This is a genomic window from Polaribacter sp. SA4-10, assembly GCF_002163835.1.
GTDB lineage: Bacteria > Bacteroidota > Bacteroidia > Flavobacteriales > Flavobacteriaceae > Polaribacter.
Genome location: NZ_CP019331.1, coordinates 2,217,726 through 2,244,488, shown reverse-complemented (window position 1 = coordinate 2,244,488; position 26,763 = coordinate 2,217,726). Strand labels below are relative to the sequence as shown.

The 26,763-nt window shown below is 29.2% G+C and carries 23 protein-coding genes; 15 read left to right on the top strand and 8 right to left on the bottom strand.

Annotation, left to right across the window (positions count from 1 at the left end; genetic code table 11):
- The first annotated feature begins 213 nt into the window (after nucleotides 1-213).
- The 14 genes from BTO04_RS09660 to tsaB all read left to right on the top strand — a co-directional run bounded on the left by BTO04_RS09660 (nucleotide 214) and on the right by tsaB (nucleotide 11,921).
- Nucleotides 214-954, top strand: a complete 741-nt coding sequence (locus BTO04_RS09660; protein ID WP_087564297.1) for an energy transducer TonB — start codon at nucleotides 214-216, stop codon at nucleotides 952-954.
- Nucleotides 955-1,021: 67 nt separating this feature from the next.
- A complete protein-coding gene (gene deoC, locus BTO04_RS09655) occupies nucleotides 1,022-1,768 on the top strand; it encodes a deoxyribose-phosphate aldolase (protein ID WP_087564296.1) in 747 nt (248 codons plus the stop codon).
- Nucleotides 1,769-1,770: 2 nt separating this feature from the next.
- Nucleotides 1,771-2,343 carry an acyltransferase gene (locus BTO04_RS09650; RefSeq protein WP_087564295.1) on the top strand — a complete coding sequence of 191 codons (573 nt, stop codon included), beginning with the start codon at nucleotides 1,771-1,773 and terminating at the stop codon, nucleotides 2,341-2,343.
- A gap of 1 nt (nucleotide 2,344) precedes the next feature.
- Entirely contained in the window at nucleotides 2,345-4,408 is a 2,064-nt protein-coding gene (locus BTO04_RS09645) for a hypothetical protein (protein ID WP_087564294.1), read from the top strand.
- 197 nt (nucleotides 4,409-4,605) lie between these two features.
- A complete protein-coding gene (gene cyoE, locus BTO04_RS09640; protein ID WP_087564293.1) occupies nucleotides 4,606-5,508 on the top strand; it encodes a heme o synthase in 903 nt (300 codons plus the stop codon).
- A gap of 2 nt (nucleotides 5,509-5,510) precedes the next feature.
- Complete coding sequence (locus BTO04_RS09635) at nucleotides 5,511-6,098, top strand: cytochrome c oxidase subunit 3 (RefSeq protein ID WP_198342051.1); 588 nt, start codon at nucleotides 5,511-5,513, stop codon at nucleotides 6,096-6,098.
- Between the two features lie 55 nt (nucleotides 6,099-6,153).
- Nucleotides 6,154-7,134: a cytochrome c oxidase subunit 3 gene (locus BTO04_RS09630; RefSeq protein ID WP_087564292.1), complete on the top strand. Its 981-nt coding sequence runs from the start codon at nucleotides 6,154-6,156 to the stop codon at nucleotides 7,132-7,134.
- A gap of 18 nt (nucleotides 7,135-7,152) precedes the next feature.
- Complete coding sequence (locus BTO04_RS09625; RefSeq protein ID WP_087564291.1) at nucleotides 7,153-7,494, top strand: cytochrome C oxidase subunit IV family protein; 342 nt, start codon at nucleotides 7,153-7,155, stop codon at nucleotides 7,492-7,494.
- A 50-nt stretch (nucleotides 7,495-7,544) separates the two neighbouring features.
- Nucleotides 7,545-8,195, top strand: coding sequence for a hypothetical protein (locus tag BTO04_RS09620; protein WP_087564290.1), 651 nt, complete (start codon nucleotides 7,545-7,547; stop codon nucleotides 8,193-8,195).
- Nucleotides 8,196-8,201: 6 nt separating this feature from the next.
- Nucleotides 8,202-8,846 carry an SCO family protein gene (locus tag BTO04_RS09615; RefSeq protein ID WP_087564289.1) on the top strand — a complete coding sequence of 215 codons (645 nt, stop codon included), beginning with the start codon at nucleotides 8,202-8,204 and terminating at the stop codon, nucleotides 8,844-8,846.
- A complete protein-coding gene (locus BTO04_RS09610; protein WP_087564288.1) occupies nucleotides 8,839-9,378 on the top strand; it encodes a DUF420 domain-containing protein in 540 nt (179 codons plus the stop codon). Before BTO04_RS09615 ends, BTO04_RS09610 begins: the two co-directional genes overlap by 8 nt.
- Complete coding sequence (locus BTO04_RS09605) at nucleotides 9,371-9,595, top strand: hypothetical protein (RefSeq protein ID WP_087564287.1); 225 nt, start codon at nucleotides 9,371-9,373, stop codon at nucleotides 9,593-9,595. The genes BTO04_RS09610 and BTO04_RS09605 overlap by 8 nt, the downstream gene beginning before the upstream one ends.
- Nucleotides 9,596-9,816: 221 nt before the next feature.
- Nucleotides 9,817-11,148, top strand: a complete 1,332-nt coding sequence (locus BTO04_RS09600; RefSeq protein ID WP_087564286.1) for a TolC family protein — start codon at nucleotides 9,817-9,819, stop codon at nucleotides 11,146-11,148.
- An 86-nt stretch (nucleotides 11,149-11,234) separates the two neighbouring features.
- On the top strand, nucleotides 11,235-11,921 hold the full coding sequence (gene tsaB / locus BTO04_RS09595; protein ID WP_087564285.1) for a tRNA (adenosine(37)-N6)-threonylcarbamoyltransferase complex dimerization subunit type 1 TsaB: 687 nt from the start codon (nucleotides 11,235-11,237) through the stop codon (nucleotides 11,919-11,921).
- Here the strand turns inward: tsaB and BTO04_RS09590 are convergent.
- Together BTO04_RS09590 and BTO04_RS09585 are read right to left on the bottom strand one after the other, a co-directional pair.
- Nucleotides 11,911-12,711, bottom strand: a complete 801-nt coding sequence (locus BTO04_RS09590; RefSeq protein WP_087564284.1) for a mechanosensitive ion channel family protein — start codon at nucleotides 12,709-12,711, stop codon at nucleotides 11,911-11,913. The two genes, tsaB and BTO04_RS09590, sit on opposite strands and share 11 nt — an antisense overlap.
- Nucleotides 12,712-12,721: 10 nt before the next feature.
- Nucleotides 12,722-13,408: a hypothetical protein gene (locus BTO04_RS09585; RefSeq protein WP_087564283.1), complete on the bottom strand. Its 687-nt coding sequence runs from the start codon at nucleotides 13,406-13,408 to the stop codon at nucleotides 12,722-12,724.
- Between the two features lie 687 nt (nucleotides 13,409-14,095).
- On the opposite strand from BTO04_RS09585, the gene BTO04_RS09575 reads away from it, so the two are divergent.
- Complete coding sequence (locus tag BTO04_RS09575) at nucleotides 14,096-14,446, top strand: toxin-antitoxin system YwqK family antitoxin (RefSeq protein WP_087564282.1); 351 nt, start codon at nucleotides 14,096-14,098, stop codon at nucleotides 14,444-14,446.
- A gap of 687 nt (nucleotides 14,447-15,133) precedes the next feature.
- Here the strand turns inward: BTO04_RS09575 and BTO04_RS09570 are convergent.
- The 6 genes from BTO04_RS09570 to BTO04_RS09545 are packed head-to-tail and all read right to left on the bottom strand — an operon-like array spanning nucleotide 15,134 to nucleotide 26,712.
- On the bottom strand, nucleotides 15,134-15,844 hold the full coding sequence (locus BTO04_RS09570) for an energy transducer TonB (RefSeq protein ID WP_087564281.1): 711 nt from the start codon (nucleotides 15,842-15,844) through the stop codon (nucleotides 15,134-15,136).
- Nucleotides 15,845-15,902: 58 nt separating this feature from the next.
- The gene (locus BTO04_RS09565) at nucleotides 15,903-16,193 is read right to left on the bottom strand and encodes a VanZ family protein (protein WP_232455883.1); all 291 of its coding nucleotides are present in this window, start codon (nucleotides 16,191-16,193) and stop codon (nucleotides 15,903-15,905) included.
- A 58-nt stretch (nucleotides 16,194-16,251) separates the two neighbouring features.
- Entirely contained in the window at nucleotides 16,252-16,632 is a 381-nt protein-coding gene (gene gcvH / locus BTO04_RS09560; protein ID WP_087564279.1) for a glycine cleavage system protein GcvH, read from the bottom strand.
- Nucleotides 16,633-16,662: 30 nt separating this feature from the next.
- The gene (gene sprA, locus BTO04_RS09555) at nucleotides 16,663-23,808 is read right to left on the bottom strand and encodes a cell surface protein SprA (protein WP_087564278.1); all 7,146 of its coding nucleotides are present in this window, start codon (nucleotides 23,806-23,808) and stop codon (nucleotides 16,663-16,665) included.
- A 4-nt stretch (nucleotides 23,809-23,812) separates the two neighbouring features.
- Nucleotides 23,813-24,394, bottom strand: coding sequence for a Holliday junction branch migration protein RuvA (gene ruvA / locus BTO04_RS09550; RefSeq protein ID WP_087564277.1), 582 nt, complete (start codon nucleotides 24,392-24,394; stop codon nucleotides 23,813-23,815).
- 35 nt (nucleotides 24,395-24,429) lie between these two features.
- Nucleotides 24,430-26,712, bottom strand: a complete 2,283-nt coding sequence (locus tag BTO04_RS09545) for an NADP-dependent malic enzyme (protein WP_087564276.1) — start codon at nucleotides 26,710-26,712, stop codon at nucleotides 24,430-24,432.
- Nucleotides 26,713-26,763: the final 51 nt, after the last annotated feature.

Sequence of the window (26,763 nt, the reverse complement as noted above, 5' to 3'; positions counted from 1 at the left end):
TTTTTAATACCATTTGTACAGTATTTATAACCATTTATACAAAAGTAGATTTTTAAACTTACAAAGTTATTTACTTTTGTATCGCATTTTGAGGGAAATGTTTAGCTTGAAAAGAAAAAGTATTTTATGAAAAAAAGCATCACTTAATTGTGATGTTTTTTTTTGGCATGTTCTTTGTTTTAACAAAGTTTTAACATTTAAAACTTTCTAATTATGAAGAACACAAAAAAGCTACCAACCAAACAATTAGAAAAGTTCTCTACTATTTTTATGCAGTTAGGACTTGTATTAGTACTCTTTATTGTTTTTATTACTTTAGAGTATCAAACTGAACAAAAAACGGCAACCATTTTTAAACCTGATAAAAATAATGTTGTTTATATAGAATTAGAACAAGATGTAATTTTTACTAAAAAGCTAAAAGTTGTTCCTAAATTAGAAGCACCAAAACTACAAGTTTTTATTGTTGATAAAGTTATAAAAGGAAATAATGATATTATCGAAACCATTATTGATGCAACAACAGAAGATCCAATACGAATTGATATAGATAGTTTTGTAGAAATTAAGGAAGTTGAAGACCTAAATTTAGAAGATGAAGTTCCATTTTTAAGCATACAAAATGCACCTATTTTTAAAGGATGTGAAAATTTATCCAAAGAAGAAAACAAAAATTGTTTTGATAAAAAAATGAAACAATTTGTACAACGTAACTTTGATGTCGACTTAGCAAATGAATTAGGTTTACATTCAGGTAAACATAAAATTCAAACTCAGTTTATCATTAATAAAGAAGGAAATATTTTTGATATAAAAATAAGAGCACCTCATAAACAGTTAGAAAAAGAAACTCAAAGAATTATAAAAAAGTTGCCAAAATTTAAACCTGGTAAACAAAATAATAGAACTGTAAAAGTCAGATATACTTTGCCTATTTCTTTTAAAATAGAGTAAAATTTAAGCCCAACCAAAAGGTTGGGCTTTTTAATGTTCTCTTTTTATTATTTCTTATTTTTGTATTATGGAAATTAATCAATTTTTAGATGCTACTTACTTAAAAACGGCAAGTCAAGCCAATCTAACAGAAGAAGAAACTCAACAAAAAGTAATTGAGTTAGTTAAAGAAGCAATTTTGTATGATTATAAATTAGTTATGATTCGTGCAATACACATTCCTTTAGTAAAGAAAATTTTAAATGAAGCAAAATCTAACGTTTTAATAGGAACTGTTATTGGTTTTCATGAAGGAACCTATACTACAGAAGAAAAATTAAAAGAGGCAAAAGCAGCAATTGTTTTAGGTGCAGATGAATTAGATTTTGTTGTAAACTATACAGCGTTTAAAAAAGGGGACCTTGATTTAGTAAGAAATGAAATAATTAAAGGAATAAAACTATGTTTAGATAACAACAAAGTTGTAAAATGGATACTTGAAGTAGCAGCCTTAACAAATGAAGAAATAATTGTAATTTCACGTCTTATAAAACAAATAGTTTTTGAAGATTTTGGAGAAGAAAATGCTAAAAATGTTTTTGTAAAATCATCAACTGGGTTTTTTAAAACTAAAAATAATTTACCAAACGGAGCAACATTAGAAGTTATGAAAATAATTTCAGAAAATGCAAAACCGTTAAAAATTAAAGCAGCTGGAGGAGTAAGAGATTATGAAACAGCATTAAAAATGATTACTTTAGGTGTAGATAGAATTGGTACATCATCATCTGAAGAAATTATAAAGAGAGAAAAAAATAGAAATAAAGGATATTAGTTTTGATAAATTATTTTGCACATAAAACGGCCGTAATAGATAAAGGTTGCAGTATTGGAGAAGATACCAAAATTTGGCATTTTAGTCATATAATGCCTAATTGTATCATTGGTAAAGCATGTAATATTGGTCAGAATGTTGTGGTTTCTCCAGAAGTTATTTTAGGCAATAATGTAAAGGTGCAAAATAACGTTTCAATTTATACAGGTGTTATTTGTGAAGATGATGTTTTTCTCGGCCCTTCTATGGTTTTTACAAATATAATTAACCCAAGAAGCGCTATTAAAAGAAAAAACGAATACCAAAAAACAATTGTTAAAAAAGGCGCAAGTATTGGTGCAAACGCTACTATTGTCTGTGGAAATAATATTGGCGAATATGCTTTTGTTGGTGCAGGAGCGGTAGTTACTAAAGAAATTTTATCGTATGCATTAGTTGTAGGTAACCCGTCTAAACAAATAGGTTGGGTTAGTGAGTATGGGCATCGATTAGATTTTAATGAAAATGGTTTTGCAACCTGTAAAGAAAGTAAGCAAGAATACCAATTAAAAAATAAGAGTGTTATAAAATTATAGAATGATTAAAAAATATTTAATACTGGTTTTATTATTTCCATCAATACTATTATCTCAATCAGAAAAATTTCCAGTTTTTGATGTTTGTAAAGGTTCTGAAATTAATTCTATTGAAGATTGTTTTTTATCAACTACAAAAAAACATTTTTTTGCAGAGTTTAAGACACCTGCAATTGTAGAAAATGAAAATTTTAAAGGAACTGCAAACGTGATTTTTGCGGTCACTAATAAAGGAGATTTTAAATTAATCTATGTTAGTTCGCCATATGAAGAAGTAAGAAAAGAGGTTGAGAGCGCTTTTAAAATTTTTCCTAAAGTTACTCCAGGTTGGTATAATAATCATCCTATAGAAATGACGTTTGAAATTCCGATTACATTTCCTTTAGATGAAAATATAAATGAGAAAGGAATTACCAAAACTTTAAAACCAAAAGAAGATTTATTTGTTTTAGTAGAAAAAAATAGAATAGCAGATTCTATTTTTTTAGAGCATAGTAGCCAATTAAACATTCCTTTTACACATCAAAAATATGTAGATTATGAATTTGCGATGCATAAAGCAAATGGCACTCACACAGCTTCAAAACCTTATATTTATAGTGATGTAAATAAGTATTACAATCTAACAGAAGAAAAAAAGAAGTTTTTAAAACCAAAAGTAAAATCTTGGGTAGGTAACAAAATTTGGAACGAACATTTACTACAAGTTAAGAAAGATGATTATTGGTTTACTTTAGATTTTTTAGTTGATGTTCAATTAGGAAAAGATAATTCAGATCAGTCATACACCTATAATAATTCTAGAATTGTAGCTGTAAATGGAGGTTTAGGAGATAAGTTTTCTTATGCTGCAACCATTTATGAGAGTCAAGCAAGATTTGCAGATTATGTGAATAGTTATATTACAAACACAGCATTAAATGTAAGACCAAAAAACTCTGAAGGATTGGTTCCTGGAAGGGGAAAGGCAAAAGGATTTAAAACAGACGCTCATGATTACCCTGTTGCAGAGGGGTATCTGTCATACAAGCCAAATAAGTTTATGCAATTTCAATTTGGAAATGGTAAAAATTTTATTGGAGATGGATATAGATCATTTATACTTTCAGATGTTTCTTCTCCAACAACTTATTTAAAAATGAAGGTTGATTTTTGGAAATTCCAATATACAAATATTTGGATGTGGAATACAGAACCGTCATTAAGTGCTGCTTCTAACTCTAATAAACATGCAAGAAAATATGTTGCAGCCCATTATTTAAGTATCAACCTAACAAAAAAACTAAACATTGGTTTTTTTGAAACTGCAATTTCTACAGGAGAGCAAGGTTTTGATGCTGGCTTTTTAAACCCTATAATTTTCTATAGATCGGTAGAGTTTAATAGAGGAGAAGATGCAGGAAACGCACTGGTTGGTCTAACGGGTAAATATAAGTTGAATGATCATGTTTCTTTATATTCTCAGTTTATTCTTGATGAGTTTTCTGTGGGAAACTTAAATGATTTAGGAAAGTGGCAAAATAAATTTGCATATCAATTAGGAGCAAAATATTTTGATGCTTTTAAAGTTGAGAACCTTTTCTTACAATTGGAATACAATTATGCAAGACCTTATACTTTTGCACATAAATCACCTGTTTTAAATTATGGTAATTATAGTCAACCTTTAGGTCACTTATGGGGTGCAAACTTTTGGGAAGCAGTTGCTATTGCTAGATATAAAAAAGATAGATGGAGTGGAAGCGCAAAAATAATTCTCGGAAAAAAAGGATTTGATTTACAAGATCAAGTTGTAAGTTATGGAGGAGATATTTACCAATCTTATGAAGATAGATTTGCAGAAACAGGAAACGAACTTGCACAAGGTAATACTGCAACTATTTTTATTGCAGATTTTCAAGGAAATTATCTATTAAACCCTTCGAACAATTTAAGTCTTTTTGCAGGCTTATCCTATAGAAAGTTTACCCCAGAAGTTTCTTTAACTAGTTTCCCAGAAGGAAATAATATTTGGCTTTCAGTAGGGGTTAAAGCAGATTTATTTAATTGGTATTTCGATTTTTAAATATTTTATAGTTTCATTAAGAAAAAGTAAAATATTTATGTATATATTTACATCGTGATTTTCATAGATCACACTTTTTCTTTTTCATAGCAATTTCCCACTCGATTTATTGAGTGGGTTTTTTTTACCTCAATAACTATTAAAATATGTGGTAAATTCAGATTTATCAAATATCTTTGCAGCCGAATTGTGATATGATGAATACAACCGTTATTACAGACAATAAAATATTTATGCAAACTATAATTTCAGATTTAAAGCAACTTACAAAAGTTGGCCTGTCTTTAAGTGTAGTGTTTTCTTCTGTTGCAGGGTATTTATTAGCTGTAGATGTTATTAATTATAGTACACTGTTTTTATTAGCTTTAGGTGGTTTTCTTATGGTTGGTGCTTCAAATGCATTTAATCAAATTATAGAAAAAGATACAGATGCTATGATGAAGCGCACACAGAATAGACCTTTGCCTACAGAAAGAATGTCTATAAATACAGCATTGGTAATTGCAATATTTTTTACAATTGCAGGTTTAACAATTTTGTATAGCATAAATGCAAAAACAGCATTATTTGGTGCTATTTCAATATTTTTATATACAAGTGTTTATACACCATTAAAACCGGTAACGCCATTATCTGTTTTTGTTGGTGCAATTCCAGGAGCAATTCCCTTTATGTTAGGTTGGATTGCTGCAACAAATAATTTTGGATTAGAAGCAGGTTTTTTATTTATGATTCAGTTTTTCTGGCAATTTCCACATTTTTGGGCAATTGGCTGGTTGCAATTTGAAGAATATAAAAAAGCAGGTTTCAACATGATGCCAATGAACACGAAGGATAAAAGAGCTGTAAAGCAAATCATTTTTTACACAATAATTATGATTTTGGTTTCTATAGCCCCGGTTTTTAAAGTGTCAGGAGCATTTTATATTTATCCAGTTACAGCAGTAATTATTGCCTTTTTAGGATTAATTATGTTATATTATGGAGTTAAATTACATAAAAGTGAAGAAAACGTAGATGCAAGAAAACTAATGTTATCAAGTGTTTTATACATTACATTAGTGCAAATTATATACGTTGTAGATAAATTTTTACATTAAAAATGATAGACGAAAAAACATTACAAAAAGAATTAACCACGGCTAAAAGGAAATCAGCAAAACCAATGTTGTGGGTTTCTATGATTAGTATGGTAATGTTTTTTGCAGGATTAACAAGTGCCTATGTAATTAGTATGAAACGTGAAGATTGGGTTTCTTTTGATTTACCTCAAGCATTTTATATTAGTACATTTTTGATTATAGGAAGTAGTATTACGCTATTTTTATCTCAAAAATTCTTAAAAAAGGATAAAAGACAGCTCTCTTTGTTGCTTGTAGTTGTAACATTGTTGTTAGGAATAGGATTTGTTTGGCAACAATATGTTGGCTTTAATCAATTAAAAAGTGTAGGGTTATTTTTTACTGGACCAGAAAGTACAGTGTCAACATCATTTATAATAGGTATAACGTTTATGCACGTTTTACACCTGTTTGCTGGCCTAATTGTACTTTTAGTTGTAATTTATAATCATTTTAAATACAAATACAAATCGGATGATTTACTGGGGTTTGAACTCGGTGCAATCTTCTGGCATTTTGTAGATATATTATGGATTTATCTATTTTTCTTTTTCTATTTTATTAGGTGATGAAAAATGTTTAATTTTGACAAACTAATTAAGAATTAATTAACAGAGAATATTTATGGAAGCAAAGATTGCTATACCTTCTAACAAAAAAGAAACTTGGAATGGAGGTGGTGTGAAGCCATTTGGCGCAAGTTATGGTAAAATGATGATGTGGTTTTTTATCGTATCAGATGCATTAACTTTTTCAGCTTTTTTAGCAGCTTATGGTTTAACACGTTTTAAATTTATAGATTCTTGGCCAATTGCCGATGAGGTTTTTACACACATTCCTTTTTTTCACGGTAATTTTCCAATGATTTATGTTGCATTTATGACATTTGTCTTAATTGCATCATCTGTAACTATGGTATTGGCTGTAGATGCAGGACATCATATGAACAAAAAGAAAGTAACCATCTATATGTTTTTAACAATTATAGGAGGTTTAATCTTTGTTGGTTCTCAAGCTTGGGAATGGAAAACCTTTATTAAAGGTTCTTATGGGGCGGTAAGAACTACAGATGGGAAAATTTTACAGTTTGTAAAAGATGGTCATCAAATAGCATTGTCAGATTTTGTTGTTGGAGAAAGAACAGACGCAAGAGAACAACATACAAGACTAAATGGATTGTGGTTTGAAAAAGAAGAAACAATTTCAACATACTCAATAGACCAAGTAATTTCTGCATATAATGCAGACCCAACAATTCTAATAAAGTCTGAACTTATAAATGCTGATGAAAAAAGCAAAATAATTCTTTCTAGGGAAGCAGGTTCTGCTGCATTAGCAAAAACAAAAATGATTGTAGAAGGCGCTAATTTGAAAGTAAATGAATATGGTAATACCATATTTGCAGATTTCTTTTTCTTTATAACTGGGTTTCACGGTTTTCATGTATTATCAGGAATCATAATTAATATCATCATTTTCTTTAATGTTATTCTAGGAACTTACGAACGCAGAGGACATTATGAGATGGTAGAAAAAGTAGGATTATATTGGCACTTTGTAGATTTAGTTTGGGTATTTGTATTCACATTCTTCTACCTAGTTTAATTATAAAAGCATAAAAAAATGGCACACGCACACGAATCGAATTTAAAAAGAATCTGGGTAGTTTTCGGAATTTTATCTGTTATAACTATAGTAGAAGTTATTTTAGGAATATACAAACCAGATGTATTACACCTTACTAGTTTTTTAGGCACTAGTCCTTTAAACTGGATTTTCATAATCTTAACATTAGTAAAGGCGTACTACATTACTTGGGCATTTATGCATATGGAAGGTGAGAAAAAATGGTTTAGACGTGCTGTAGTTTGGACAGCAGTATTCTTAATTTCGTATTTAGTAACCTTTCTACTAATAGAAGGAGGTTATTTATATACCACATTAGCACCACTTGTAAAATGGTAATCTAAAAAATATAAGGTGGTTTTAACCACCTTTTTTTATATAAAATAATCATGAAAATTTCTAAAAAAAGAGTTGTACTTTTTTTACTCTTTATTTTTCCTTTAATGTTTTACCTAGCATTACAACAAGGAGTAAATAATTTTGCAAAATTACCAGTAGTAACAGAAAATGTTATTAATGTTTCTCTAATAGATAGCACAAATACGACCACCTTAGAAAATAAAATTTCTATTATTTGTTTTTTAGGAAATGATATAGAAACTATAAAAGGAGGAGTTTTTAACTTAAATCAGAAAATTTATAAACCTTTTTATGGCTTTAAAGATTTTCAAATAGTTGTTGTTTATCCTAATGGAAAAGAGCAAGAAGTAATTCAACTTAAAAAAGAAATTGGCAGTTTTACTGATATGGTAAAATGGAAGTTTGTAGCTAGTTCTAAAGATGAAATAAATGCTTTTTATGATAGTTTTAAAACGAATGAACCATTAACTAATTTGTATAGTTCAAAAGCTTTTATAATTGATAGAGAAGGAGGCTTAAGAGGAAGAACTGATGATGAAGACAGTGAAGATGGTAAACTTTTTGGTTATGACATGAATTCTGTAGCAGAACTAAACAATAAAATGAAAGATGATCTAAAAGTTGTTTTGGCAGAATATAGATTAGCTTTAAAAAAGAACGATGCAGATAGAGAAATCTAAAAAATAATGAATAAAAAATATTCTTACGTTGGTGTCGCTTTCATCATTTTATTATTTGGAATTTATACAGTTCCAAAAATTGTTGAGCGCTTTAAAGGTTCAGATTTACATACTTTTAATAAAGTCCCTGATTTTGAGTTTACAAACCAAAATGGGAAAACAATTACCAATAAAAGTTATGAAGGTAAAGTATATGTTGTAGAATTCTTTTTTACTACTTGTCCTACTATTTGCCCAATAATGAACCAAAAAATGAGTACAATTCAAGATGAATTTTTTGGAAATCCAAATTTTGGAATTGCCTCTATTTCTATAACGCCAGAAATAGATTCTCCTCAAATACTCAAAGAATACGCAAGTAAATATAAAATTACACATCCTAATTGGCATTTGTTAACGGGTAAATCAGAAGATATGGTGTATGCTTTATCAAATAAAGGGTTCAAATTATATGCAGGGAAAGGAGATGATGATCATGGAGGTTTTGAACATTCAGGTTTATTTGCATTGGTTGATAAAGAAGGTTACATCCGTTCTAGAAAAGACCAATATGGAAACCCAATAATGTATTACAGAGCATTGGAAGAACAGGGTTTTCCTGATCAAATTAAAGAATTAAAAGAAGATATTAAAACCTTGTTAGATGAATAATATAGCACAAGAAAAAAAGTATAAAAAAATTATTACAGGATTATCAATTGTAATTCCTTTAGCGGTAGCTGCTTTGTTTGGAGTAAATTTAAGAGATTTAGGTTTTAATGTTGAACCTCTAACTTTTTTACCTCCAATTTACGCATCAATAAACGGATTAACAGCAGTTGTTTTAATAGCTGCAGTTATAGCAATTAAAAAAGGGAATAAAAAATTACACGAACAATTAAATACATTTGCAATTGGTTGTTCTTTAGTCTTTTTATTGCTTTATATAGCATATCATATGACATCCAATTCTACTAAGTTTGGTGGAGAAGGAATCATAAAATATGTATATTATTTTATTTTAGTTACCCACATTGTTTTATCAATAATTGTTATTCCTTTTGTGTTAACAACATATATGAGGGCTAAATTGGGTAAATTTCCAGCACATAAAAAAATAGCAAAAATTACATTTCCTTTATGGTTATATGTAGCAGTAACAGGAGTTGTAGTTTATATAATGATTTCACCTTATTATGTATAAAACAAAGCAGTTTTTTTTCTTTTTTGTAATGATGATTTTCTTAACAAAATCATCCTATTCTCAGTGTGCAATGTGTAAAGCAGTTGTAGAGAATGGCGATATTTCTATGGCAGAAGGAGTAAACAACGGAATTACATACCTAATGGTTTTTCCTTACCTTTTAATTGGTTTTTTATTCTATGCAATTTATAGCTATAAAAAGAAATCTAAAAATTAACATTTCAATAAGAGTAAAATAGTGTAACATATTTTACTTTTAATCGTCTTATTAAGACTATCAAAAGTTAGAAGTGTTCAATATTGAGCAAGAAGTGTTTGTCTTAAAACAATTATAAATAATTATTTAGTGTAACTATTTGATTTTTAGTTGGTTTTATTCTTTTATCTTTTGGTACAACCCTTGAAAACCAATCATTGAAATTATAAAATTTAAAGATTTTGAAAACGAAAATTTTACTAGTAATCGTTGTATTAACATCAATAACAACTTTTTCTCAAAAACAATGGACTCTTAGAGAGTGTGTTGACCAGGCATTAGAAAAAAATATTTCTATTCAGCAAAATAAATTAAGTTTAGAGCTTGCTAAAAAGGATGTAGATATTGCAAAAGGTAATTTCTTGCCAAATTTAAATGGTTCTACTGGAGGTAACCTAAATTTTGGTTCAGGATTTGATCCAGTTACACAAAATAGAATTTCAACGAGTATTTTTGGAGGTTCTGTTGGTTTAAGTGCTGGTTATACTGTTTTTAATGGTTTTAGAAATACCAATACCTTTAAACAGGCACAATTAGGAGTAGAATCTAGTTTGTATGATTTACAAAAAATAGAAAATGACATTTCATTATTTGTTGTTAATGGGTATTTAAACATTCTTTTTGCTAAAGAAAATTTAAATGTTGCAAATGTGCAATACGCCATTAGTAAAAAGCAAATTGAAGCTGCAAAAAACAGATTTAAAGCCGGAGTTATACCTAAAGGAGAATTATTAAACACAGAATCTACAGCTGCAACTAATTTACAAAATGTAATTACACAAGAAAATTCGTTGGATATCTCGCTATTAAATTTAGCACAATTAATTCAAACTCCTGTTCAAGATTTTGATGTTGCTTCTATAGATGTGGGAACGCCATCAGCTAATTTATTATATAAAAACTCAAGTGCTGTTTATGATAAGTCTTTAACTAAAATGCCAGAAATAGCGAGAGCTAAACTAGCTATTGAAAATGCAGATTTAAATATTGAAATTTCTAAAAGTTATTTTTTACCAACGGTATCTGCATCAGCAGGATTATCATCAAACTATGGGTATAATTTAAACCTTCCACCCGGATTTTCTAACACGAATTTATTTACCCAATTAGATGATAATTTAGGTTATGGTTTAGGGTTTAATGTTAGTATTCCTATTTTTAATAGATTTCAAACAAAAAACGGTCTTGCAAAATCTATAATAAATAGAGAAATTTTTGAAACTAGATTAGAAAGTGAAAAACTGCAATTAAAACAAACGATTGAGCAAGCTTTTTTAGATGTAAAATCTGCCTTAAAAACTTTTGAAGCTGCAAAAATTTCTTTAGCTGCACAAAAAGAAGCGTTTAAAAATGCGCAAGAAAGATATAATTTTGGGGCAATGACATTGTTTGATTTTGATCAAGTAAGAAATCGTTTAGTAAGTGCAGAAGCTTCATTAATTAGTTCTAAATATGATTATGTTTTTAAAACTAAAGTATTACAATTTTATTCAGGTGAGTTAGTTTTAGACTAATCTGAATTTTAAAATATTACAGAACCTCGCATTTATGTGAGGTTTTCTTTTTCTTATCATTTATATTTGCATTAAAATAGTAGACCTTGGCAATTATCCTAAACATAGAAACTGCAACCAAAAATTGTTCTGTCAGCATTGCTAAAAACGGAGAGATTTTAGCAATTAAAGAACTAAATAACGGTAATTATTCTCATGCAGAAGTTTTACATCCATTTATTGTAGCTCTTTTAGAAGACGCACAAATTACTTCCCAAGAATTAGACGCAGTAGCGGTAAGTAAAGGTCCAGGTTCTTACACTGGACTTAGAATTGGAGTTTCTGCGGCAAAAGGGCTTTGTTTTGCTTTTAATAAGCCTTTAATTTCTATAGAAACATTAAGATCTTTAGCGCATTCTATTTCTATTGATAAAGGAGTTATTATTCCGATGTTGGATGCTAGAAGAATGGAAGTGTATGCTGCAGTTTTTGATAAGAATTATGAGCAAATAAGAGAAATTAAGGCAGAAATTATTGACGAAACTTCATTTTTAAATTATCTTAAAAATCAAAAAGTATATTTTTTAGGTGATGGAGCTGAGAAATGTAAAGAAATTATTACGCATGAAAATGCAGTCTTTGTTGATGATAAATTTCCATCATCAAAAGAAATGGCAGAATTATCATATAATAAGTACAAAAAAAACGACATCGAAGATGTCGCTTATTTTGAACCTTTTTATTTAAAAGATTTTGTTGTGATTCCTCAAAAGAAAAAGAAACCTACTTTTTAACGTTTACTTGGTGTGGATAAGGAATTTCTATTCCTGCTTTATCTAAAGCTATTTTTGTGTTTTCTGTAACATCAAAATAAACAGTCCAATAATCTTCTGTTTTACACCAAGGCCTTACTGCAAAATTTACAGAACTATCTGCTAATTCAGAAACTGTAACGCCAGGAGCAGGATCTTTTAACACTTTAGGATGCGAAGTTAAAACGTTCATTAAAACCTCTTTTGTTTGCTTTATATCAGCAGCATAATCAACTCCAAAAGTGAAATCTACTCTACGTGTCCCTTCTGTAGAATAATTTACAATATTGCCGTTAGATAAAGAACCATTAGGAATTATAATTTCTTTGTTAGACAAACCTGTTAGTTTAGTTGTAAAGATTTCAATTTCTTTTATTACGCCAATTTCTCCTTGAGCTTCAACTAAGTCACCAATTTTAAAGGGTTTAAAAATCATTATTAAAACACCACCTGCAAAATTTGCAAGAGAACCTTGTAGTGCCAAACCTACAGCTAAACCAGCAGCAGCAATGATAGCAGTAAAAGACGTGGTTGCAATACCTAATTTAGAAACAACAGTAATAAGTAATAATATTTTAAGTACCCAACCAATTAAATTACCTAAAAACTTTTGAAGCGTTATATCAACACCTCCTTTTAGCATTAACCTTCTTGAAGTCTTTATTATTATATTAATTATAAATAATCCTATAATTAAAATTGCAAAAGCAATAATAATATTTGGAGTAAATTCAATTAGTAGGTCTTTTATTTTTTCTAGGTATTCTTCCATTGTAATGTTATTAAAGAGAGTTAAAATAAGTTGTAATTTTTACTATATCGTCAATATTTTTATGAGATAATTTTTGTTCACTCATATATTTTTTTATTAGAGCAGCTTTATTATTAAATAATTTATAAAATGCTTTCTTTCTTTTAGGTATACTTTTAAGTTCTTTATTATTGAAAGCAATAAAGAGTTGATCGTTTTTTCTGAAAAATTTTGGTGCTATTTTAGTATCAAATTGTGTAACGACTTTTTTACCTTCATCAAATTGTACAATTTGTTTGATTAAAACAGAGTTTTTGCCTGAATTTTTTATTAAAAAATAATTTAATTCATTATCTAAATAAAATATTCCATATTTTGCTTTTATCTCAAAAAAGTCAATAATTTTATGTTCACTCTTATTTAAAGTATAAATATTATTGTTCTTCACATACTCCATTTCATCAGTAAAGATATTGTACCTCAAAAGATATACTTGTTTAGAATTACTGATATATGCTTTTTTATAGTCTTGATGTAAAAATCGTACGTGAATTGTCTTTCTTAGGTCTTCATTGTCAAATTTTTTAAGTTTTTTTACAGCGCCTATCTCCTCTCGAACTGCATTTTTGAATTCAAAATTCGGATCTGTTTGGCTAGAGGTACTTTTTACTAAAAAAGTAAATAAAGTAATACTTAAGATTATAGTTTTAGTGTTCATAGTTTAAGATTTTAATTAAAGATATTGGTGCTGGAATGGATTGAAAATACAAGATACTTTTTCTCTTTGTGGATTAGGTGCCATAGATACCTGCAATAAAGATACGTATTAAAAAGAATAAAGCTATATCTGTGCTTTTTATAATTATGGACCAAATTAATCCTGCAGCTAAAACTTTAGTTTCTTTAACAAACTATCTACTCTTTAGTCCAAATGCTTTAATTCCCTTGGTTTAGTCCATAAAAATATTTCTATATATACTATGTAAATGTGTATAAGTTCAATAATACAGATAAGTGTAATTTGAAGGTAACTCATTTTTTTTAAATTGATTTAATAGAGTTAACAAATCCTTCTTATTAGTAGTTTTTAGCTTTAATTTACTTCAAAAATAATTTTTAAATTTACGTTAAACGCTTCTACATCATTGTCTTTATCAACTGCACTCAGGTGTTGTACAAATAGAGGTTTAGAGATCTACTTTACTACTTTTCTAGTTGTATCTTCCTAACTTTTCTAAGAATTTGCTACTACTTCAATTACTTTCCTTATTGCCAAAATATTAATTTTTTATTTCTTTTTTACAAAAAACTATACAATGTTAAGTTAATGTTACTAAATTGTTTTTTAATTGTTATAATAATACATATATTCGTAAAGGAATTGTAAACCTTAAAAATAGAAATCATGAAAAAACTTATAATAATTGGTATTCTTTGTATTGCATCAATAGGGTATTCACAGGATAACGAACCAACCTTTAAGGCAGAAGGAGATTTAGTGAAGGCTACATATTATTATGAAGATGGATCTATAAGTACACAAGGTTATTTTAAAGATAAAAAATTAACAGGAGAATGGACTCGTTTTGATAATGAAGGGAAAAAAATTCAATTAGCTTATTACGATAATGGAAAAAAAGTTGGTAAATGGTTTGTTTGGACTAAAGAGTCTTTAAAAGAAATTAATTACGATAATAACGCAATAGTTAACGTAAATTTATGGAAATCTGAAAATGCTTTAGCAACAAATAGATAAAACATAATCCTTTTTTATAAGGACAAAAATCTCCTAAGAATTAATGTAATTCTTAGGAGATTTTTTATTTATTTTTAAGAATAATATTTGATCTAATACAATTTGACCATTGTTAAGTAATGAGTGTTTAAAACTCACGTTATTGTAGTAAATCGAAGAGCATAATACTATTTATTAGTTACGTTCTTTTAGTTCTTAATAGAAAATTAGCAAGTATTTTATAATTAATTTTATAGTGTGTTGTGGAGCGCTTTTATTTGTTCAATTTTTAATAACCAATTCTACTCTTAGTCCTCAAATTCTGGATTTTTAATTTTCTTTAAATTTATTCAGTTTTATACAAACTATTTCTAAAAAATAGAAACCAAATACTTAAAATAGTAAACACTTTTAATCCTATACATAATGTAATAATTTGAGTCAATTATTAAAATAAACCCAGTAATAAAGTATAAATTTATGTCAACTTAATATAAATTCTGGTTTTCTATTTGTCAAGTTAAAAGTAAATTTATTGGACACTTTTTTATTTTAAATCGCTCATTTAATATTCGTTTCTTAATGCTTCATAACATTAGTTATTCTATTATTTCTCTATTAATTGTTTAGAACAAATTTATTTTAAATGCATAAAAAACGTTTAGAGAACCTCTAAACGTTTTTTATGCATTTAAAATATAATTTTAATTACTCTACTAATAAAGTAAAAGGAATACTATATTTAACACCTACTGGTTTCCCTCTTTGTCTACCTGGTTTCATTTTAGGTAATAATTTCATTACCTTAATTACTTCATCCTTAATTTTTGGGTGTGGTGCTCTTGCTTGTATATTTACAATATTACCGTTTCTATCAATTTTAAAACCAATAAATACTCTTTTCCTTCCTGGAGATAAACCTAATTCATTAGGTAGCTCTGCGTCAAATTTTCTAGAAAAATGTTTTTGAACCATTTTACTAAAACATTTTTTTAGTTCAGCTTTACTTCCTTTACAACCTGGAAATACAGGAACGTCTTCAATAATCATGAAACTTACATCCTCTATAACTTCTTCCACTTCTTCAATTTCTACAATTTCAACAGCTTCAGTTTCATCCGTTTCTGTAGATTCAATTATAGTTTCTTCTACTTCCTTTTCATCTTCAACAATTTCAATCTTTTCAGGAGCTGGTGGTGGTGGTGTTTTTGGTTTTACTGGTTCTATTCTTTCAGTAATTATCGTTTCTTCTTCCATTTCAGCATTCATAGAAACAGAACCCAAGTCACCAATATTTCTATCGTATGTTTTCTTTTCTATTGCAACATAAGTTATGAATAGTGCTAATACAAGCCCAATTTGCATAAAAATTTTGCTGTAATTTTCTAAATTCGATTTTGGATTTTTCTTAATTTCCATTATAAAGAGTTTTTAATAGTTCGCTAATTTAGTTAAATTATTATGTTATACACAAGTGTTATTGTGAATTAACCTTATTTTTTTTTAAAATTTGATTATAAATCGTTAATGCTACGATAACTCCAGCTGTATTTGCAACTATATCTATGTAATCTCCAGTTCTATATGAAGTTATTGTACCTTGTAATATTTCAATAATTATGCCAAAAATAATACAACTAACTATTACAATATACTTTGCTTTAGGTTTTTTATAATAAGTAAACAACCAACAGATAGTTAATGTAAAGTATGCAAATAAGTGATAGACCTTATCTATGTTACCAAAACTTATTCCAATTTTTGGCATTTTCATCAAACTTAAATATACAATACTAATTGTTATAGATATTGCTATTATAAAAATGCTATCCTTCAATAAGTTTTTTATACGCTTCTGCATCTAAAAGGTCATCTATTTGTTTACTGTCAGAAATATCAATTTTAATCATCCAACCTTTTTCATAAGGATCAGAATTAACTAATTCTGGTTCATCTTCTAAACCTTCGTTAAACTCTATAATTTCACCTGTTAAAGGCATAAATAAATCTGAAACTGTTTTAACGGCTTCTACAGAACCAAAAACATCTCCTTCCTCTACTGTGTCATCTAAGGTGTCTACATCTACATAAACAATATCTCCTAACTCTCCTTGAGCAAAATCGGTAACACCTACAGTTGCTGTATTGCCTTCTATTTTAATCCACTCGTGATCTTTAGTGTATTTTAATTCTGATGGAATGTTCATTTCTTAATAAAAATTTATTTTGTTATTATTTTAATTTCCTCCTAAATTGTAAATAATATTAAATCCACCATTAATTGCTTGCCTTGGGAAAGTGGTAGAAATAGCATATTTAGACGTTTGATGATTGTAATAAAACGACGCGGTTAAATTACTATTTAATCTGTAATCTGCAGTAAATTTAATTGAAAATAGTTTTTGACCACCGCTTATTTGATTATTATCTTCATCTACAGATCTAATTTGTGTTAAATTATCTCTTAAAGAAACATCTGCTCTTAAATTAACATCGCCTTTTAAGGTTTGTTTTTTCCCGGTAAAACGGGTGTCGAATTTAACATCTTTAAATACATAACCTAAACCAAATATGTATTCAGTTCCTTTTATGTCTGTTAAAGTACTATTGTTAAAGTTCATTGTTAAAGTTCTGTCTCTTTTAATCTCTCCTCTAAACGAAAATGAATTTTTCATTTTCATATCTACTTTTACTAATGGTGAAAACTCATCAACCAAGGTAACTGCAGATACTAATAATTCTGGTTCATAATTTCCAGAAGTCGTATTTGTTTCAGCATAAGGATTTAAGCTATTATGTTGTAGGTTATTGGTGAAATTAGAAATTGTGTATGAAGAATTATATCCATGAGAAACAACAAAATTGCTAAAGTTCTTTTTGAAAAAATTGAATTTCATTAACCCATTATAACGTAAAGACCAGTTAGGAATGGGTACATCTCTAAACAAACCTGTACTTACTTTATCAGGATTATTACCAGAATACGCAGCTATAAATGCAGGCAATAACACTTGCTGACTGTTTTCTCCAAAACCTGCAGCAGGAACTCCATTTTCTATTGATAATCTATTAGAAAGAATACTTCTATAATCTCTCATCTGTTGAAATAACGCATCTCCATCTGAAAATGCTGTAGAAATCATAGAATGACTTGTACTAAAGTTTCCTGTTTCGAAAGCACTAATAGCCGTGTCTATTTCTCCAAATTCTTCACCATTCTCAATTACATCTAATTGTTGTGATAAGTCTCTTGTTTGAATTTTATTACCTCTAACCTCAATATTAAAATCCTTAAAAGGTTTTAGAGTAAATGAATAATCTAACTTATTATAATGTGTTTTACTATATGTTTTATTATAATACTCACTATTTATTGGATCTCTAGGGTTAATTAACCAACCATTAATTAATGCTTTATTCCTAATATCTACTTGGCTACCAAAAGCAAAAGAAGTTGGTGCGCCACCTAAAAAACCAATGTCTTCTGTATATCCTGGTAATAATTGTCCGTTATTTTCTGAATAACTTATTTTTCCTGTTTTTACGGATGTAATAACATCGTAAGTGCCTTTTAAAATCTTTTTTCCTAAGGATAGCTTTTTATTTTTATTGATTCTTCTAGGTGCTGTAGGCAAGCCATTTCCTTTTAATCCTTTTGCTTTTTTACGTTGAGATTTTGTTAATAATAACTTTTCAAAACCAAGACCTTTATAAAATTTTTCAAAATTAATAGTTGTGTTTAAGTTGTGCGTATTTGCATTCTGAATAACATTTCCTATTTGAGAAACAATTTCTTGATCTTGTGAAGATGTTTGCCAGTCAAAATCTGCTGTATACCCATAATCTGCTTTTATAAAACTTAAAAAAGGAATTTTATCAATTGGTAATTTATATGTTGCGTTTAGTTTTTGATGATAATGATTTGGTCTTCCTGTGTTAAAGAAATCATCAAAAACTTCTAATTCTTCATCACTTTCAAATGCATCATAAATATAACTATTGGTTGCATTAAAGTTTAATTGAAGCGATTTTGTTAAATCGAAACCAATTGTATAATCCCAATCAAACAAAAATCTACGTTGTTTTAATTCTGGTTGTACAGATAATCCAGCAACTAAGTTTCTAGATTGTTGTTCGTTATAACTTCTATTAATTCTAGAATTTAAAGCTACTGTTTTTGGTATTGGATTAAAGTTGATGTCTTTTATTAGTTTCCAGTATTTATTTTTAAGTTTCTCAGAATTTTTAAAAGGCTCTATAGATTTAGATTTAAAATTAAAATTGTAAGAAGCAGAAGCTGTTACATTTTCATTTATATATTTTTTAATATTGTAATCTCTATGAAACTCTTTGTTATGAGCATAAGAAACAGACATGTTTTCTACATCGTAAAACTTAGGTTTTTTAGTAGAATTAGGGTTTCTGTTCTTTTTTACATTGTTAAAACTAATACTAGTTCTTTTTGTATAATCTCTAGAAAATTCACTATTTGGATTTTGCGCTATCGCATCCGCTAATTTTACATCTTGATATTGTGGGTCGAACTTTGGATCTATAAATTTCTCACCAACACTGTAACTCATTGGCAATTGAATTCCCCATCTTTCTGGGGTAAATACTTTACCTAAATTAATACTTGTTGCAACATCATATTGCTTAGTTTCATCTAAACTACGTTGGCTTACTCTATCTTCTACATTACCAAAACCAACAGTAGACATGCTACCTGATAAGGAAACATTGGCAACATCAGCAAAATTTGCATCTGCATTTACAACAGCCGCCCAACCGCCATCATTATCAAAACCAGAAGAACGTAACTCATTAAACCAAACTTCTCCATTTTTTGTTGAATTTGTAGTGTTTTTTACACCCAACATTATCGTTTTTAATTGTGCTAAAGTTGGGTTTCCTTTTACACTAATAGTGTAGGTTGAATTTGGGTCTTGTTCTGTAGATGTAAATAACTCGTTTATAGGAGCAATTGTAGTTCCAAGTGCATTTCTTTCTAGTTTTATTTTTCCAAAAGTTTCTAGAAATGCATCTAAATTATTTGCTTCTGGCCAAATATCTAATTGAGAAGTACCTGCAGGACTCACTGTTAAGGGTAAATCTATTTGATAATAATTGTCATCTAAATCTGTTCCTAATCTTATTACTGCATGTAAACCTTCTGCATCTATATTAGAACCAGAGTTTGACTGTAAATGCATAAACATTTTAAGATTTTTAAACCTTCTTAAGTCGATACTTATGTTTTTATAAATAGCTCTAATGCTATTAGCTTGTAAGTTGTTTACTTTTAAAGTTACAGATTGCTCATTTTGTAATTGAACAGTTGTACTTCCTTGTAAACGTTCTCTCTCAATTCCTGGAGGCTGAATATAACTACCTTCATTTTGCTCTATACTTACAACACCAACTTCAAAGTCATTTAATTCTGTTTGTGTTAAATTTATTGCAGGAGCTACATCTTCATCTAACGTTTTTACATAACGTCTCCAATCTCCACGTACCAAATCTAATTCGCCAAATCTAATGATTACTGGCATTTTAAAATTGGTTAAAAACATTCTTACAAAACGAATACTATTAAAATCTGAAATACCATTTATTGGTGTTCCACTTCTAACAGGAACTCTAAATTGATACCATTTTGTTTGTTGAGAACTACCGTTTTCTAAGGTAACAGTTGTTGTTTTTTCATCAACAATAAAATTATTCCCTTTTACCAAATCGGTTTTATTCATAGAAATTTTATACTCATAGTAACTTTCTACAGTACTCATTGTTTGATCTCTGTTGATGTCTTCTACATCGGGATACGTTGATGAGGAAGTTGGATAAGATTCTGTAGATTGATTTAACGTTACTGAGTTTCCTTCTGTGTTATTAAAGTTTTTATATCTTCTTATAAGGGATGCATTTATTGCATCTAACTCGGCTCCTCTAAAATACTGAAAGTTATCTGCAGCAGGATCAGCTAAAGAAGCATAATTACCAATTCCTGCTAATTTTTGTTCATCTGCATCATTTAAACCATCAAAACCAACATCTTGATTTTCTCTTGCTCCATCATCTAAATTAAAGGCATAAATAATTGATGGATTTCTAGGAACATCTCCCCAAGTTGTTCTATTTACATTATTACCATCTACTTTTAATCCATCTTCTGGTAAACCGTTTTCGTACATTTTACGGTTGTCTTTTAAAATATCTTCAGAGATATTACCAAGATTAATATATAAATCTCCAACTTGATTTGTTTGATCGTTTGGATTTATTCCTGCTGGTAAACCTTCTGAGTTTGTTATAGAATAATTCTCATAAGGATCCATTATCCAAAACTGAATATATTCTACATTTGCTTGGTCAAAATTGTTTGTTGTTAAAGGGCGCATAATTCCACCCCAATTTGTTTCTGGGTTATTAAGAGTTACTTCTCCTTCAATAATTTTAGCATCAGGATTAAAGTTGTAAGAACCTCTTTCTTCTGGAAAATAGGCTAAATCTAAAGTTCTAACTAGCGAGTTTTGAGTAATATCTAATTGAACATTAGGAAATAATTCCCTGTAATTAATTTGTCTTGTTTCTGCTCTAGAAAGTTCATCAGCATCTATACTTGTAGGTGTTTCACCAGCGCCATAAAAAATTTGATCTACATTATACCAAGCTAATTTTGCTCTTTTGTAATTGTAAGATAAATCATCTTGTTCCCCATTAAATGTTGGAAAATATTTTGGTGTACTTGCTTCATACCAATCTAAAGGAGATAATAAACTTATAGGAATTTGAGAGGCTTCAAAATCATCTATATAAGAAGTTGCTGCACCAGTAACATCAATTCCACTTGGTGTTCCAGGAAGTAAATAAGCCATATCTGCTTTTACAGATAAATTAGAAGGAACATCTGTATCTACAAAAGGTAATTTATTGGCCAATTTTGTAAAATAGGGTACTTCTGTTGAGTAGTTTATATTTACCCCAAACATAGTGTTATCAATAGGTTCTGCACCAAAATTAACTTTTGGAGTAATAGGTCTTTCGTTCACATTTAAAATTGTGGCACCAACAATAAAGTCTTCAGAGAATTTGTGTTCAATATCAACCCCCATAAAGGTTTTTCTTTGTTGATTAAAAACAGCATTGTTTTCTGTAGAAACACTTATTGGAGTTCCAGAAGATTGTAACCCTGGATCTATAATTTGTACTCTTCCTAATTGATAATCTACAACATAATCAACGCCTTCTACTAATTGTCTTCCGCCAGCAGTTACTTTTACAGAACCTCTAGGAACGTTAAAAGCACCAATAGGGATTCCGCCAGAAGTTTCTGATTTAAAATATCCTTTTAAGAAATATTTATCCTTATTCTGAAAATTGTTTTTTACGTTAATTTTTGTGTTTAAATATAATTCTTTGAACACATAATTAGAAACATCTGTGGTAGTTGGGTCTAAACCTTCATCACCTGAAATAGAATTGTCTTTTACTAAGTCATTACCAAAAGGTTCTGGCTCTGGGAAAATAACATATCCGTTTTGAGAATTTACTGTAACTCCTTCAACAAAATCTATATAACCATCAGGGTTTCTAAACTGACTTTGATCTAATTGATCTAATTTTAAAACTTGTATTAATGGTTGATTTGCAATCCCTGTAGTTTGTGCATTTTGTAATACGTTTGATGCAATACCTGTAGCATCATCTCTATATTGAATTTCGAAACGAAATCCTTCTTGTGATAAAGGGTAAGCACCTAAAGCGTACACGTTTTTCATCATTAAACGCCAAGTAGGAAAAGATTCTTCGCCACCATTTCCATCATCTCTTTTTGTTTGTAGAATTTCACTACGCAATAATTTTACAGCTAAGTTATCTGGAGATTGAATTCCATCATTAGAAAATTCACCAATTTTAAAAGATTTTTTAGTACTTCCGTTTACGTTTCCTGCAACAGTATATTCATAAGCAACAGCTAAAACTTCACCATCATTTAACCTTCTATTTAAAGAAATAAAACCTAATTGTGAGTTTAATGTAAATTCATTTATATCTAATTTTCTAGCATTTTGTAGAATAGAATAATCTGTTCCTTGTTGCATCATGTAAGAAAGCAAGGTAGCATCAACTGTAGAAATATCTCTAATTCCGCTATTTGCTGTTAATAATGCAGATAAATTATTAGATTCATTTGTAGGTAAATTTCCTCCAGAAACAGAAGGAGGACTTGTTGGTTGTACTGCACCAGTTTGGTTTACAAGTACATTATTTTCTGACTCACCAATATCTGCAAACGCAACAATACTTCTATAATCTTCTGTACTTGCATTTCTATTTGTAATCCAAACTTCAATTCTTGTAATATTTACTTGACTATTTATTAAAGGATATCTTTTTAGTGAATTTGCATAATTATCTATAAAATATTGTGATAAGAAAAAGTGTCTATCATTATCATAATCTGTCGCTTTTAATTCAAACTCCTGAATAGAAGCTCCAGCTTCTGCAACTACTGTTTTACTTTCTGAATTTTGCTGAGAAAAAACGGCTGTAATATTTGTATTACCAAACTGTAATTTTGTTTTAAGACCAAATAAACTTTGTGCTCCATTAATTAAAGAGTTTTTAATGGGCATAGAAATATTACCAGCTTCAATTCCTTGAATAATACCATCTTCTCCGTATTTAACATCTGAAAGCGAAGGAGGAATAAACTCTACTTTTACTAAATTCTGAAAATCGAAAGAAGACTGTGTATCGTAATTGGCTGTAAATTTTAATCTACTTCCAACCTTTGCCTGTATACTTGCGTTAATTTGTTGATCAAAATCAAACGTAAAACTACTTCTGTTTTCTTCTGATAATTGTGGGTTGTCTGTGTTTTGATAAATAAAACCAAGCTTTAAATTTAAGCTTCCAGTAGGAGTTACCTCTACTGTATTTCCTCCAAAAATGGTTTCAAAAAATTTAGAGTTTACATAATAAGTGGGTAGTAAGTTTTTTTGTGCGTCTTTAGCACCTTTTGTCTTACCGCTTTCAGCACTTACTTTGTCTTTAAAATATTGTAACATATCACTTTTTAAGCGATATTGTTCATATTCTTTTGGAGATAAGTAAATAGGTGTTCTTGTGTAATAATCTCCTATTTTTTCTACAATTACATATTTGTTCAGCTCTTTATCAAAAACAATCGTTTTTTCTGCTAAATCATCTAAAAACAACCCTCCTTTTTGAAGTTTACTAAAGTTATATTTTAAATTTAAAGTATCTTTTTTTACGTTAGTAGAGTCTTTATCTGTGTTGGTTTGTGCATAAGAAGAAAGGGTTACTATAAAAGTAAGTATACCAAATGTAAATATGTTTTTAAAGATTTTATTCAATTGATTATAAGCTTTTTAGTGCTAATTTTATTAATTGTTCTACAGAAGCATCTGTATTTTCCCTTATGATTGCAGAAATAATTTTATCAGATTGTTTTCTTTGGAAGCCTAAAACCTCTAAAGCAGATAACGCTTCATCTTTATTAGTATTGCTTGTATGAACAGAAACTTCATCTATATCAAACGTTTTTAAAATCTTATCTTTTAAATCTACAATAACTCTTTGTGCTGTTTTTACTCCAATTCCTTTTACAGATTGTATTAAAGCAACGTTTTCTGTTGCAATTGCATTTTGTATTTCCTCTGATGTCATAGAAGACAACATGGTTCTTGCAATACTTGGTCCTACACCAGAAACAGAAATCAATAATTTAAAAACTTCTCTTTCAGTTTTACTAATAAACCCAAAAAGTGTGTGTGCATCTTCTCTAATGGATAAATGTGTGTATAAAACAACAGCTTCATCATCTGGTAAGCTAGAAAATGTATTTAGAGAAATATGTAATAAATAGCCTACACCATTACAATCTACAACAACATCTGTTGGGTTTTTCTCTACAATTCTTCCTCTAATTTGTGTAATCATACAACTATTTTTTTAGGCTTCTAAAGTAACAATTTTTATTTGTTGTTTCTTTTTTCTTTTTCTTGGGCATCAACAGCAGCTAAAGCAGCCATATTTACCATTTCATCAACACTAGATCCTAATTGTAGAATATGTACAGGTTTACTTAACCCTAAAATTATTGGACCAATAGATTCTGCTTGGTTTAATTGTTTTAATAATTTGTAGGTAATGTTTGCTGATTCTAGGTTTGGAAAGATTAAAACATTCACTTTTTTTCCATTTAATTTAGAAAAAGGAAACTCTTTTGCTAACATTTCTGGATTTAAAGCAAAATCTGCTTGAATTTCTCCATCAATAACGGTGTCTGGAAAATGACGGTGTAAATAAGAAACAGCTTCACTTATTTTTTTAGAGGTATCAGAATTTGAAGATCCAAAATTAGAAAAAGAAACCATTGCCATATTTGGTTTCATGCCAAACATCTTCACAAAATTAGCAGTCATTTGTGATATTTTAACCAAGTCTTTTGCCGTAGGATTTATGTTAATTGTAGTGTCTGCTAAAAATAACGGACCTTGTTTTGTTAGCATTAAATTACAGGCAGCAATTTTTTGAACACCTTTGTCTTTTTCAATTAATTCTAATATTGGTTTTACTACAGAAGGATAAGGCCTTGAGTATCCGGTAATTAACGCATCTGCCTCTCCCTCATTTATCATCATAGCAGCAAAATAATTACGTTCTCGCATTAATTTTTTTGCTTCAGAAAGAGTTCTTCCTTTTCGCTGTCTGTTTTTCCAATAAATTTCTCCAAAACGTCCTCTGCGTTCTGTTTCTTCATCGGTTTTTGGGTCCATAATTGGCACATCATCTGTAAAACCAATTTCTTCTTTTAGTTCTAAAATAACCTCCTTACGTCCTAATAAAATAACATTTCCAATTCTTTCTTCATGTACTCTTTGAGCAGCTTTTAAAACATCTAAATGATCTGCTTCAGCAAAAATTATTCGTTTTTTATTGTTTTTTGCTCTGTTATGTAGCAGTCTAATTTCTTTACTTCCAGAACCAGATCTTTCCATTAATTCTTCACGATACTTATCCCAATCTGTGATTGGTTCTAATGCAACACCAGAATCCATTGCAGCTTTTGCTATTGCAGGTGGAATTTCATAAATCAATCTTGGGTCAAATGGTTTTGGAATAATATATTCTCGTCCGTAAGTTAAACTAACCTCGTCGTAAACAATATTTACTTGTTCTGGTACAGATTTCTTAGCTAAATTTGCTAAAGCATGTACTGCAGCCATTTTCATTTCTTCATTAATTTTTGTTGCTCTAACATCTAAAGCTCCTCTAAAAATAAATGGAAATCCAAGTACATTATTTACTTGGTTAGGATGGTCTGATCTACCCGTAGCCATAATAATATCTTTTCTTGTGGCAACAGCTAAGTCGTATTCTATTTCTGCAACAGGATTTGCCATAGCAAATACTATTGGGTCTTTTGCCATCGATAAAAGCATTTCTGGAGAAACTATGTTTCCTTTAGATAAACCAATAAAAACATCAGCATTATGCATTGCTTCATCTAAAGTATTTAAATCTTTATCAGTTGCAAATTCTGCTTTTTGCGATGTTAGATTACCTCTATCTTTTCTAATAACACCTTTACTGTCACACATAACAACATTTTCTCTTTTTACACCTAGTTTTAGGTATAAACGTGTACAAGAAATTGCAGCTGCTCCAGCCCCGTTAACAACAATTTTTACTTTACTAATATCTTTTTCTGTAATATCAATCGCATTTTTTAGCGCAGCAGCAGAGATAATTGCTGTTCCATGCTGGTCATCATGCATTACCGGTATGTCTAGTTCTTCTTTTAATCTTCTTTCTATTTCAAAAGCTTCAGGGGCTTTAATATCCTCTAAATTAATACCTCCAAAAGTAGGAGCAATTGCTTTTACAGTTTGTATAAAAAGTTCTACATCAGTTGCGTCTACTTCAATATCAAAAACATCTATATCTGCAAAAATTTTAAACAGTAATCCTTTTCCTTCCATTACTGGTTTAGAAGCATCTGGGCCAATATCTCCCAAACCTAAAACGGCAGTTCCGTTAGAAATTACAGCAACTAAGTTTCCTTTAGCTGTATATTTATATGCGTTGTTTTTGTCTTTTGCAATTTCTAAACAAGGCTCAGCAACTCCTGGAGAATATGCTAAAGCTAAATCGTGCTGAGTAGCATATTTCTTAGTAGGAACAACTTCAATTTTTCCTGGTTTTGGTTTTGCGTGATATAGTAAAGCTTCGTGTCTTTTTCTAGAATCGCTCATAAATGATTTTTTGCTCGTTTAACTTACAAATATAGGTTTTTCATTTAAGAG